General features: G+C 39.2%; 11 protein-coding genes. 10 read left to right on the top strand and 1 reads right to left on the bottom strand.

Translation table 11 applies throughout. The annotated features are described in order from the left end of the window. Positions 1–129 precede the first annotated feature (129 nt). Genes CJZ72_RS03850 through celB form a run of 5 tightly spaced genes read left to right on the top strand, consistent with a single transcriptional unit; the run spans position 130 to position 4,657 of the window. The gene (locus CJZ72_RS03850) at positions 130–444 is read left to right on the top strand and encodes a PTS cellobiose transporter subunit IIB (RefSeq protein ID WP_005877971.1); all 315 of its coding nucleotides are present in this window, start codon (positions 130–132) and stop codon (positions 442–444) included. 16 nt (positions 445–460) lie between these two features. Continuing rightward, on the top strand, positions 461–2,440 hold the full coding sequence (locus tag CJZ72_RS03845; protein ID WP_095443640.1) for a BglG family transcription antiterminator: 1,980 nt from the start codon (positions 461–463) through the stop codon (positions 2,438–2,440). A 12-nt stretch (positions 2,441–2,452) separates the two neighbouring features. Beyond that, positions 2,453–2,779, top strand: a complete 327-nt coding sequence (locus CJZ72_RS03840; protein WP_081134143.1) for a PTS cellobiose transporter subunit IIA — start codon at positions 2,453–2,455, stop codon at positions 2,777–2,779. Positions 2,780–2,792: 13 nt separating this feature from the next. Beyond that, the gene (locus CJZ72_RS03835; protein WP_081134144.1) at positions 2,793–3,311 is read left to right on the top strand and encodes a hypothetical protein; all 519 of its coding nucleotides are present in this window, start codon (positions 2,793–2,795) and stop codon (positions 3,309–3,311) included. Further along, entirely contained in the window at positions 3,311–4,657 is a 1,347-nt protein-coding gene (celB, locus tag CJZ72_RS03830; RefSeq protein WP_005877960.1) for a PTS cellobiose transporter subunit IIC, read from the top strand. Before CJZ72_RS03835 ends, celB begins: the two co-directional genes overlap by 1 nt. 112 nt (positions 4,658–4,769) lie before the next feature. Here the strand turns inward: celB and CJZ72_RS03825 are convergent, their stop codons facing one another. Then, positions 4,770–6,272 (bottom strand): UDP-N-acetylmuramoyl-L-alanyl-D-glutamate--L-lysine ligase, encoded by a 1,503-nt coding sequence (locus tag CJZ72_RS03825; RefSeq protein ID WP_081134145.1) that lies wholly within the window; start codon positions 6,270–6,272, stop codon positions 4,770–4,772. A 450-nt stretch (positions 6,273–6,722) separates the two neighbouring features. On the opposite strand from CJZ72_RS03825, the gene CJZ72_RS03820 reads away from it, so the two are divergent. The 5 genes from CJZ72_RS03820 to CJZ72_RS03800 all read left to right on the top strand — a co-directional run bounded on the left by CJZ72_RS03820 (position 6,723) and on the right by CJZ72_RS03800 (position 12,805). Further along, a complete protein-coding gene (locus tag CJZ72_RS03820) occupies positions 6,723–8,369 on the top strand; it encodes a putative polysaccharide biosynthesis protein (RefSeq protein ID WP_081134146.1) in 1,647 nt (548 codons plus the stop codon). A gap of 75 nt (positions 8,370–8,444) precedes the next feature. Next, positions 8,445–9,170 carry a pseudouridine synthase gene (locus CJZ72_RS03815; protein ID WP_081134147.1) on the top strand — a complete coding sequence of 242 codons (726 nt, stop codon included), beginning with the start codon at positions 8,445–8,447 and terminating at the stop codon, positions 9,168–9,170. 262 nt (positions 9,171–9,432) lie between these two features. Next, positions 9,433–10,380, top strand: a complete 948-nt coding sequence (locus CJZ72_RS03810) for an ABC transporter permease (protein WP_081134148.1) — start codon at positions 9,433–9,435, stop codon at positions 10,378–10,380. Positions 10,381–10,391: 11 nt separating this feature from the next. After that, the gene (locus CJZ72_RS03805; RefSeq protein ID WP_005877946.1) at positions 10,392–11,312 is read left to right on the top strand and encodes a carbohydrate ABC transporter permease; all 921 of its coding nucleotides are present in this window, start codon (positions 10,392–10,394) and stop codon (positions 11,310–11,312) included. 38 nt (positions 11,313–11,350) lie between these two features. Next, on the top strand, positions 11,351–12,805 hold the full coding sequence (locus CJZ72_RS03800; RefSeq protein ID WP_005877944.1) for an ABC transporter substrate-binding protein: 1,455 nt from the start codon (positions 11,351–11,353) through the stop codon (positions 12,803–12,805). Positions 12,806–12,822: the final 17 nt, after the last annotated feature.

Genomic DNA, 12,822 nt, shown 5'->3' with positions numbered 1-12,822 from the left:
ACGTTCATTTGCACGTTCAAGAAAATGTAATTCCTTTCCTTAATGATACGGAAGTTTTTATTTTGAAAAGCAAGCGCTTACTCTGTAAACTCTTAGATAGAAAGAATAAAACATAAGGAGTGGAAAACAATGAAAAAAGCATTGATTATTTGCGCAGCAGGGATGTCATCTTCTATGATGGCGTCAAAGGCAACAGAATTATTTAAAGACAAAGGCGAAGACATTATGGTGGATGCTGTTTCTGCTACCGAAGGTGATAAAATGATCAAGAACAGTGACTTTGATTTATTCTTGATCAGCCCTCAAACCACAATGTTTCTGGATAAATTTGTTAAACTAGGTAAAACGGTGGATAAACCAGTAGTAAGCATTCCATTTCAAGCTTATGTACCCATTCCATCCGGCATCCAAAATTTGGCAGGGCTAATTGAGGAGAATATTTAATTAGGAGTGGATAAAGATGAAACAGATAGAAAAATTGTTATTGAGACAGTTGATCGACCATCAAGGAGAATATGTCACCAGTCGGAGTCTCGCATCTGAATTGTCTTTATCTGATCGAACGATCCGTAATTACATGAAAGTGATCAAAGATGAAGTGGAAGAGCATGGCGGAAAACTATCTGCAAAACAGGGACAGGGCTACCAACTAGAAATCTTTGATCACTTGGAATTTTCTCGTTTTTTGAAGCAAAGGGAAGTTGCTTTTCGTAGTGATCTGCAAGTCACAGAATTTTTTGAATCAGAAGATCGGCAAAAGTATCTTTTGAATAAGTTATTGCTGGAAGATGAAGCCATCTTCATTGAAGATTTAGAAGATGAATTATTCATCAGTCGTTCAAGTCTAGTCAATGATATTCATGAAATCAAGAAAAAATTACTGCCCTATGCACTGAGAATCAATTCGAAACCGCATCAGGGAATGTGGATCGAGGGGCACGAGCAAGATAAACGTCATTTTATCATGGATATATTTTTTGGGAACTATTATACCAATTCACTCAAAGAATATTTAGGAACGAGTCACTTTTTTAAAGAAATCAACATTGAAGAGTTAGTGATCATCATTTTGGATGAGATAAGAGAAGTGAATCTAAAAGTATCGGATTTTATCATCCAAAATTTAACACTGCATTTAGCATTAGCGATCAAGCGTGTCAGAGAAGGGTTTCACATCGAAGGAATCCCATTGACCGAAGATATTGCGAGTCGCTTAGAATTTCAGGTATCGAAAAATATAATGGTGCGAATCGAACGAGTAATGCAAGTAGTATTTCCAGAAGAAGAGGTGTTTTATCTAGCGCTACATTTGATGGCAAAATCGAATCGAGAGGAAAAGGTGACCGATCAAGAACTTCTTGCGGAATTAACCGTTACATTGAATCAATTCGCTCAATTTTTTCATCGTCCATTGAATGAAGACCATCAATTGAAAAACGGCTTGTTGAATCACTTGGCACCCATGCTCGTCCGATTAGAACGAGGGATCGCGCTAGAAAATCCGTTGAAAGAAGAAATAATGAAAGAAGATCGGCAAGCGTTTGAACAAACAAAACAGCTTTTTAGCCAAATGCCGTTACTAAGTAATTATGAAATCAATGACGATGAGTGGGCATATCTAACGCTGCATATCATGGCAGCATTGGAAAAAATCAAGTCCACGCATAAAATCCATGCATTGATCATTTGTGCAACTGGCTACGGCAGTGCCCAATTACTCAAAAATCGAGTGTTGTCCGAATTTGGTGAAACGATTGTCGTAACGAATGTAAAAGGATATTACGAAATCAATGAAGCTGTATTGAAAGAAGCCGATATGATCATCTCTTCGATTGATTTATCTACCATGTTTTTCAAAATACCAGTTTTGCATGTCAGTGTCTTTTTGAATAGCCAAGATATTCAGAAAATTCGTGAAACGATTGCTGAATGTCTGCCTTGTCAGAGTATAAAGAAGGAAAGCATCAGTTTACCAGCTGAGAAAAAGCAATACTACTACCAACAGTTGCTTTCGGAAAAATGGTTCACTGTCTACGCACAACAACCAACAAAAGAAGAAGTGATCCAAGAATTGCTCCAACTTTTAGGACAAGAAGAAGCAAATGAATATCTTTTTGAAATGACGGAACAAATAAAGAGACGGGAGAAGATGGGGCAGATCATCTTTAGTGAGAATATCGTCGTTCCTCATCCTGCGATTCCTATCGGAGCAACTACGAAAATCGCGGTTGCCCTTATTCCAGGAGGTATGACTTGGGATGAACATGAAGGTATCCAGTTTGTATTTTTAGTTTCACCTTCTTTTATTGAAAACGGAGGGATTACTGTAGTGACCAAAGCAATCGTCCGATTTATTGATCGGACTGATTTACAGCACCATATTTTAGAGACACCTACATTTCACAATTTTAATGATCAATTTAGCCAAATGGTCGAGTAAGGGGGAGAAAAAATGTCTGAAACTATCAGTAGTGAAGAGCTGCAAGTAACCGCTTTCGATATCATTCTTCATAGCGGAAATGCAAGAACGCTGATTCATGAAGGGTTCAAAGACATGCGTCAGGGAAAATTTGAAGAGGCAGATGAACAGCTGACTAAAGCTAATGAGGAGATTTTACAGGCGCACAAAGCACAAACGAACTTATTGAAGGAATACGCCAGTGGGCAAAAAATCGAAATGGAGATCATCATGGTTCATGCACAAGACCATTTGATGACAACGATGACCTTACTGGAAGTGGCAACTGAGATGGCGTATCTGTATCAAAAACATTCATAAAGGGGTAAGTAAGATGGGAGATGCAGAAAAAAAACAATTGGAAATAGAGAAAAAACAGTTTAGTTTGAAAATCATGTATTTCAATCGTTATCTGATCATTCGTTATCTAACAGCGGGCTTCTTTTTTATGAATCTTTACTGGTTGATTATTCTATTAGTCAGCAAAAGTATTTTTCTGATTGTTCCGATTGGACTAATCGGGTTGATCTTACCTGCTGTGGGTGAACAAATCCGGCTCTATCGACAACATCAAAACACTGTGCCACGAACAAAAGGGTACTTTAAGTGGCAAGGGATCATGAACGGGCTACTCTGCGGTCTATTATTTACGCCGTTTTATACTTCAATGTTTCCGTTTATGGTCGATAATCTATATGGAAAATTAGGGATGATCGTATTTTTAGGGAGTGGGTGCCTGATTTGTGCTCTGTGTCATAAACGTTTGGAAAGCATCCAAGTAAACAAAGATCGTCAGTATCAAAGGATCAAAACATTTGAACAAGCAGCGTATTTAGGAAAGGAGAGTAACTAATGTTTAATTTTTTGCAGAAGTACTTAATGGGTCCAATGGGGAAAATCGCTCAGTTTAAAATCGTTCGTGCTGTCATGGCGGCTGGGATGGCGTCTATCCCATTCACGATCGTAGGTTCCATGTTTTTGGTTTTGAATATTTTACCGTTGCCATTTCCGTTTCTTGAAGGTTTTTTCAATAGTACCTTTTTCAAAGTCAGTGATTTATATATGATCGTTAATACAATGACGATGGGTATCTTATCCATTTATTTTGCTATTGTTTTTGCTTATGAACTGACTTCGATTGAAAAAGAAGAACAAGGATTGAATGTCAATCCGCTGACAGGTGCATTATTATCCGTTTTTGCCTTCTTCATGTGTATTCCTGAAATGGGTTTGAGCGATGGAAAAGTTCGCTTGCTTGCAAGTGTGACAGATACTGAAACTGTAGTCAGTGGTATACGGATGGGCGCATTTGTTGAACGTTTAGGCACTTCAGGTATCTTTACAGCGATCATCATGTCGATCATTGCTGTTGAACTTTATTGTATGTGTGTCAAACGTAACTGGGTCATCAAGATGCCCGATGTTGTTCCGCCAGGTGTATCTCGTTCATTTACTGCATTGATTCCTACTTTTGTCATTGCATTTGCTGTAATGATCGTTAATGGACTTTTGATTGTATTAGGCACAGATATCTTTAAAATGATCTCGATCCCATTTGGTTTCGTTACGCAGTTGACAAATACTTGGCTAGGGATCATGGTCATCTATTTCTTGATCCATGCGTTATGGATCGTGGGGATCCATGGGGCAAATATCATCACTTCCTTCTTGACCCCAATCGTGTTAGCGAATATGGCAGCGAATGCACAAGGTGCTAACTTCCCACTAGCCGGAGAGTTCAACAACTCTTATGTAACAGTCGGCGGTTCAGGAGCGACATTAGGATTGATCATTTTCATTGCTTTCTTAGCAAAATCCGATCAATTAAAAGTGTTAGGGAAAGCTTCACTGGTGCCAGGAATCTTTAATATCAACGAACCGATTATTTTCGGGATGCCAATCGTTTATAACCCATATTTAGCTGTTCCATTTTTCCTAGCACCGATGGCGTCTGCTTCACTTGCTTATTTCGCAATCAAATTTGAGATCGTAAAACCAATGTTAGCACAAATGCCTTGGCCTTCACCAGTTGGTATCGGAGCATTCGTTGGTAGTGGTGGTGACTGGAAAGCGGCTGTGTTAGCTGTACTATGCGCAATCCTTGCCTTCTTTATCTGGTTGCCATTCATCAAATTCTACGACAACAAATTGTTGACAGAAGAAAGAGAAAAAGCTGCTGAATTAGCAGCGGCTGAATAACAAATTTTTTTAAAAAAGAGGTCGGGACAAAAGTGTTTCTTACTTTTGTCCCAACCTCTTTTCTCTCCAATATCTCAAACCTAAACGATTTTTGTTTCGACCTCTTTTTTGTTTATTCTTCAAGCAATCGTTTGACGACCTCGTAATCTCCTTCATACGGAACATCGACCCCATTGATTTTTTGATAGGGATCAACACCTTTCCCAGCAATGACAACTGAATCTGCGGAGGTACTTTTCGCTAGGGCTTTTTTGATTGCTGTCGGGCGGTCCATTTCATAATGGACGTCTAAATCAGGATTAGTGATTGCCTCATTGATTTCTTCTGCGATCTTTTGTGGATCTTCAAATGCAGGATCATCTGCGGTCAAGAAAACGATATCTGCTGTTTCAGATAGAACTTTTCCAAAATCATGCCGGCGAGAAATAGCTTTATTGCCTGGACTTCCCAGTACGACAATAACTTTCCCTTTAGGATGTTCCTTTTTAGCAAATTCGAGCAAGGTTTTCAAACTTAGATAGTTATGGGCGTAGTCTACATAAACGTGGGCGCCGTTTTTTTGTACAAGTTGATCCATTCGTCCAGGAACACGGGCTTCTTTTAGTCCCTGTTGCGCATCTGTGGCAGAGGCACCAGTCAATGCTGCCGCAATAATCGCGCTAGTCGCATTCTCTTGATTGAAATCACCAGCTAATTTGATTGTGTAAGTTGTATCAATCGCTAAGTTACCATGATGATTGATTACTTGGAAGGTATGGCTCCCGTCGTTTAAACTTTTGACTTCGTAATCTGCTTGTGTGGAACGACCATAAACAATGGCAGGAATACCATAGACAGTAGCTGTCTCTTTCAGTAAATCAAAATAATCACTTTCATGGTTCAAGATCACTTGCTTTGAATTTAAGATCAACTGACGTTTGCAATAAAAATAATCGTCAAATGTCGGATGTTCGATTGGGCTGATATGGTCAGGTGAAATATTCAAAAAGATCCCTACATCTAAAGTCAGTCCATAAACACGTTGTGTCTTGTAAGCTTGAGAAGAAACCTCCATCACCAAATGGGTCATCCCATTCTTTACAGCTTCGGCCATCATACGATACAAATCCAAAGATTCCGGCGTTGTTAAATGAGATTTGAAATACGTTTTTCCATCCAGTGTTGTATTCATCGTGGAAAGTAACGCTGTTTTATTTGCTGTTGTATGGTCTAGGATCGCTTTAGTAAAGTAGGCAGCAGTGGTTTTGCCTTTTGTCCCAGTATAGCCGATCACTTGCAGATCATTTTGTGGATAGCCGTAGAACGCCATGGAAAGGATCGCCATTGCTTTACGGATATCGGTCACGATGATGCCGACTGCCGACTGTTCGTAAGGTTGTTCTGCTACATAATACAGCAATCCTTGTGAGACGGCACTTGTTAGATAGTCTTCTTTAAAGTTTAATCCTTTACAGAAAAATAAAGTCTCGGCATCAACTTGCCGGGAATCATAGCTTAATTTTCTAAAGGTAAACTGATCAGGGGCGTCTAAATGCCACCCTTTTTCAGAAACAAATTCTTTTAATAGGTTTTCTTTTAATAATAAGTTGCGGACATCTTCTAAAGAGAAGTTCACTGGATCATCCCTCACTTCATTTTCGTTGGATTTCTTGATTCATTATAGCACATTCAAGGCAACTTGCTAGAATGACGAAAGGCAGGTAGGAAAATTCACAGGATGTAGCGAATAGCGAACGGTAGCCGCAAGAAAAAACAAGTGAGTTTCTCTAGATAGATGAGAGACGGTAGGAGAGGAAGGTATACTATTCACTTGTATCTCCTGCTAAATCAAGCGAGAGGGGTGAAGTATCTTCAGGAAAGTAGCGAGGAGTTCTCAAAATTTTGCAAAATGATTTTTCGGACGTTCCATTTTATCTCCTTCATATAAAAATAAAAAAGCAACGACATAAGAAAACGCTATCTATTTTGAAGGTGCTGTCAGGAAATCCATACAAAAAAGATTGCTAGTTTTGCTTTTTGCAATTAAAATAGTGGTAATGCTTTGTAGAAAGTTGGAATCGAATCGATGAATACTCAACGAAAATCAGCAACTGAAGATTTGTCCCCACAAGAGAAGATGGCAAGAGGTTCTGCTTGGATGACTGCCAGCAATATCATTTCTCGCTTGCTTGGGGCTGTGTATATTATTCCATGGTATGCCTGGATGGGCGAAAATGCGAAAGCTGCCAATGGATTATTCAATATGGGCTACAATATCTATGCATTGTTCTTACTGATTTCTACGGCTGGGATACCGGCTGCAATCGCCAAACAAACAGCTCGTTACAACTCATTGAATGAATATGGTACTTCTCGGAAGTTGTTTATTCGAGCGTTACAGATGATGGGTGTCTTAGGTATCATATTTTCCGTATTTATGTATGTGGCTTCTCCTTGGTTGGCACATGCTTCTGGCGGTGGAGAAGAGCTGATTCCGACGATGCGTTCGCTTAGTATCGCTATCCTCGTCTTTCCTTGTATGAGTGTGATCCGTGGATATTTCCAAGGCAATCAGGAAATGATGCCGTATGCGCTCTCACAAATCGTTGAACAAGTGGCGCGGATCTTTTATTTGTTACTCACGACGTTTATCATCATGAAGGTCATGAAGGGGGATTATGTCACTGCAGTTACGCAATCGACATTTGCCGCATTTATCGGAATGGTGGCAAGTATCCTCGTCCTGCTTTATTTTTTGAAAAAACACCAACGCTATTCCTCTGCCCGTGTGCAGTACAGCAATAATCAAGTAAATATCGCAACGAAAGAATTGCTGGTAGATACGATCAAAGAAGCGATCCCATTTATCATCGTGGGTTCTGGTGTAACGATTTTCAAACTAGTGGATCAGTTTACGTTTATCAAAATCATGTCTGCCACTACCGAGTACTCTAAAGCACAGTTGTTGGATCTTTTTTCGATCTTTAGTGCAAACCCTGATAAGCTGACAATGGTTGTGATCGCATTAGCGACATCGATTGCATCTACCGGATTACCATTGATCACAGAAGCGGTGACATTGAAAGACCACCGAGGACTAGCCAAACTAACGAGTGGGAATCTCCAACTTTTCTCTTTCTTTATGTTTCCCGCGACGTTTGGGGTAATGCTTTTATCTTACCCGCTGAATACTTTGTTTTATACCCCAGATCGATTAGGCAGTCATGTATTGATCCAAGCAAGTTTTGCCGGTCTGTTCTTAGGGCTTTATATGCTTGTTTCCAATATGTTACAAGGAATGTTTGAAAATGCGGCTGCTATCCGTTACTTAGCGATCGGCTTTGTCGTAAAACTGGTCTTGCAGTACCCAATGATTCGTCTATTCGAAGTCTATGGTCCTTTATTTGCAACGATGATCGGCTTTGCCGTGTCATGTACGTTGATTTTGAAAAAAATCCACCAAGTCGCTCATTTTAAACCAAGTTTCGTTTGGCGAAGAACCTTACTGATCTTCATCCTGACAATGATGATGTTACTTGTAGCCTGGATCACAAAACTGTTTTTCGGCCTCTTCTTGAGCCAAGAAAGCAAGTTCCAATCCCTGTTGTTGATCTTACTGGTTGCAGGAGTAGGTGGCTTTGTCTATGCCTACCTTGCCCTTAAACTTCGATTAGCGGAACGCTTATTAGGACCAAGCATGATCCGGTTACGTCATCGTTTAAGAATCAAATAAACACTCAAAGGAGTTAAAGATCATGCGTGTCATTATCGTTAACTCCTTTTTCAATGAAAGAATGGAAGTGAGTCTATGCGTTTAGATAAATTTTTAGCAGAAGTCGGCATCGGCAGTCGCAAAGAAGTAAAAGTGCTTATCAAAAAAGGACAAATAAAAGTCAATGAAGAAGTCATCAAAAGTGATAAATTCCAAGTGAAGGAATTTGACGATCAAATCACTTATCTGGATGAACCGTTAGTCTATCAAAAAGATTTTTATTATGTATTAAACAAGCCTGCAGGTGTCATTTCAGCGACACAAGACAACTATGAACAAACAGTGATGGATCTGTTAAGTGATGAGGATTATCGAGAAGATCTTTTTCCTGTAGGACGTTTGGATAAAGATACCGAAGGATTATTGATCCTCACCAATGATGGAAAATTGGCCCATCGGTTGCTCTCACCTAAAAAACATGTAGAAAAAGAATACTTTGCGAAGGTCAAAGGTGTGATGACAGAAGAAGATATTGACAGTTTCGCACGTGGACTAGTCATTGATAAAGGGGAGCAAACATTACCTGCACAACTATTCATTGATTCTGTCGATCATGAAGAAGAAACGTCAACTATCCGCTTGATCCTCCATGAAGGGAAATTCCATCAGGTAAAAAGAATGGTACAGGCAGTCGGCAAAGAAGTGACCTACCTAAAACGACTTCGTATGGGTGGCTTCCTATTGCCAGGGTCATTAGATAACGGCGAATACCGAGAACTGACAGAAGCTGAATTGCTCCAGTTGCAAGAACAGAATAAATAAAGGGAGAAAAGCAGGATGTCAGCGCCATCGTTGATGTTCTGCTTTTTTACCATCAACTTAGCTATGTTGTCACATCCATCGGTTTTAGCAAGTATTCGTTCAGCAACAATTCCCATAATTTCCTTCTTATTTCCTGGAGTGAAACACTTCTGTTCAGACTGTTTCTCTATAATTTGTTTCATTTTATCTATAGTTTGTTTATTTATTCTTATTTTTGTAAGCGCTATAATTGCGTTGTGAATGACATGAAAGGAGTTTTAAGATGAAAAAGAGAAAGGGGTTAAATCATTTTTTTGCTAATTTATGGAGATATAAAGCATTAGTTTTTATGGCGATCCCGGGTATGCTCTGGATGATTTTTTTCTTTTATATCCCCGTGTTAGCCAATGTCGTAGCTTTCAAGAACTTCCATATTTCAGCTGACGGATTTTTAGCTAGTTTACGAGAGAGTCCATGGGTCGGTTGGGACAATTTCAAATTTTTATTCTCTTCGGATCAAGCATTCTTGATTACTAAAAACACCGTTCTATATAATGTGACATTTATCCTATTAAACTTATTGATTTCCGTTGTATTTGCTATCATCATGAGTGAGTTGAGAAATAAACGTTTAGTAAAAGTCTATCAAACGATGTCGTTACTTCCATATTTCTTATCGTGGGTCATTATCAGCTATTTTGTTTACGCTTTCTTGAGTCCGGATAAAGGGATCTTCAACCAATGGATCACGGGACATGGTGGCGAAGCAATCAACTGGTATAACGAACCGAAGTATTGGCCATTCATCTTAGTCTTTATTGGAACATGGAAAGGTATCGGATATAACAGTATCATTTACTTTGCTTCAGTAATGGGGATCGATCCAACTTACTATGAAGCAGCGATGGTCGATGGCGCAAGCAAATGGCAGCAGATCAAGCATGTGACACTGCCTCAATTAGTACCGCTAATGACGATCCTGACGATCTTAGCTGTCGGAAACATTTTCCGTGCAGACTTTGGTTTGTTCTACAATATTCCGAGAAATTCGGGGGCACTTTATGATGTAACACAAGTGTTGGATACTTATATTTATAATGGCTTGACCTCTACAGGTGACTTTGGGATGACTGCCGCAGCTGGCCTGTATCAATCGGTTGTAGGGTTTATCTTATTGATGATCACAAATACGATTGCACGTCGCTTCGATAGCGAATCTGCATTGTTCTAAGGGGGAGAAAAATGAAAAAAAAGAAAGTTGAACGAGTCCAAATTCGCTCATTTAATAAAACAGCGAATTTCTTCTCCAATATATTGATTGCAATTTTTGCTCTTTCTTGTATCTTGCCATTTCTGTTTGTTGTTGCTATTTCTTTTACCGACGAATCAGCACTATCCACAAATGGATATAGTTTTTGGCCAGAAAAATTCAGTACATTTGGCTATACCTATCTTTTCGGGCAAATGCAAGATAAGATTTTCCAAGCCTTGTTCGTGACGATTCTCGTAACGGTACTAGGAACGTTAATCAACAGTACCGCAACTTCGTTATACGCATATGCGATTTCACGATCGAACTTTCCATTCCGTCGATTCTTTACCGTTTTTTGTTTGATCACCATGCTGTTTTCACCAGGGATGGTAGCGAACTACTTGGTCATGACGAACCTTTTACAATTAAAAGATACCATCTGGGCATTGATTTTACCGATGGCGGTCAGCCCATTCAATATTATTGTGATGCGTACCTTCTTCAAGCGTTCAGTCTCTGATTCGATCATTGAATCAGCTAGGATCGATGGGGCGACTGAATTACGGATTTTCGTTCAGATTGTTTTACCTTTAGCGATTCCAGGGATTGCGACCATTAGTTTATTCGCAGCCCTAGGGTATTGGAACGACTGGTTTAATGCCTTGCTTTACATCCAAGATGATAAATTAGTTCCTTTACAGTATTTATTGATGAAGATCCAAAGCAACATTCAATATTTGACACAAAATTCAGGAGCGGGGAGTCAATTATCAGGCGGACTTGCTTCTGTTCCGGGAGAATCAGCTCGAATGGCTATCGTCGTTATCTCAACATTGCCGATCGCAATCAGCTATCCATTCTTCCAGAAACATTTTGTTAAGGGTTTAACGATTGGTGGAGTAAAAGAATAATGCAACAAAAAATAAAAACTTATTTAGGAGGAAGAAAAATGAAGTTATGGAAGAAACTAGCCTTTACAGGGGTTTCCGCACTGATGGTAGGAACGTTGGCAGCTTGCGGATCAGGTTCAAAAGATAAGGCCGATGCAAGTGACTCAACCACGCTACAAATGTATCAAATTGGGGACAAACCAGATAATTTTGATCAATTGATGGATGTCGCAAATAAGAGAATTGAAGATAAAATCGGTGTGAAAGTGAATATCAATTACATTGGCTGGGGCGATTACGAGAAAAAAATGAACGTCATCATCTCGTCAGGTGAAAATTATGATATTGCTTATGCCAATAACTATGTATCGAACGCTCAAAAAGGCGCATTTACTGATTTAACAGATCTAGCACCAAAATATGCAAAAGAAGCGTATGACTCTTTAGATGAGGCATATATAAAAGGAAACTTAGTCAATGGGAAATTGTATGCCATGCCAGTTAACGGGAATGTCTTTGCCCAACAAGTATTGACATTCAATAAACCGTTGCTTGATAAATACAATTTATCTATTGATGGAATTGAAACATATGCAGATGCAGAAAAAGTCTTGAAAGAATTCCACGAAAAAGAACCAAACACAGCAGCGTTTGCGATTGGACAAGGGTTCAGAGTCCAAGGAGATTTCGATTATCCATTAGGAAATGTATCACCGTTTGCTGTTGACTTGAACGGAGATAAAACAAAAATCATCAATCAATATGAAAATGAATCATTTGTCGAAATGTTACGTACGATGCACAGCTGGTACAAACAAGGATTGATCCCAAGTGATGCTGCAACAAGCAACAAAGATTATCCTTTAGAAGGAAACACTTGGTTGATGCGTGGAGAAACACAAGGACCTTACGATTATGGTGATACGATCTTAACGAATGCAGCAAAACAAGAATTGGTTTCAAAAGCAATCACTGTACCATTGAAATCAACAGCACAAGCACAAATGGCAAACTTCGTTGTTTCTAATACCTCTAAAAACAAAGAAAAAGCAGTTGAATTCTTGGGATTACTAAACAGTGATCCAGAACTGTTGAATGGCTTAGTATGGGGAATCGAAGGCGATGCATGGGAGAAAGATGGCAATGACAAGATCAAATTGCTAGATGGCTACCAACCAAATATGCATATGTCTGCTTGGAATACAGGAAACAACAAGATCCTTTACACACAAGACACGATCACAGATGAAATGATCGCTAAAAGAGATCAATCGATTGCGGATGCAGAAGTATCACCAATCTTAGGATTCAGTTTCAATACAGATAACGTGAAAACAGAAATGAGTAACATTTCAAATGTCATGAACCAATATTTGGATGGCTTGAATACAGGAACAGTTGATCCAGATGAAACATTACCTAAATTGATGGATGCTTTAGATAAAGCAGGTTATGACAAAGTATTGACGGAAATGCAAAAACAATACGATGCATTTCAAAAAGAAAGTAAATAAATAAGAAGCTAAGTCAA

The sequence above is a fragment of the Enterococcus durans genome (genome assembly GCF_002277935.1).
Classification (GTDB): Bacteria; Bacillota; Bacilli; order Lactobacillales; family Enterococcaceae; genus Enterococcus_B; species Enterococcus_B durans.
The sequence above is the reverse complement of the archived record's forward strand: the minus strand, read 5'-3'. Positions and strand labels throughout refer to the sequence as shown.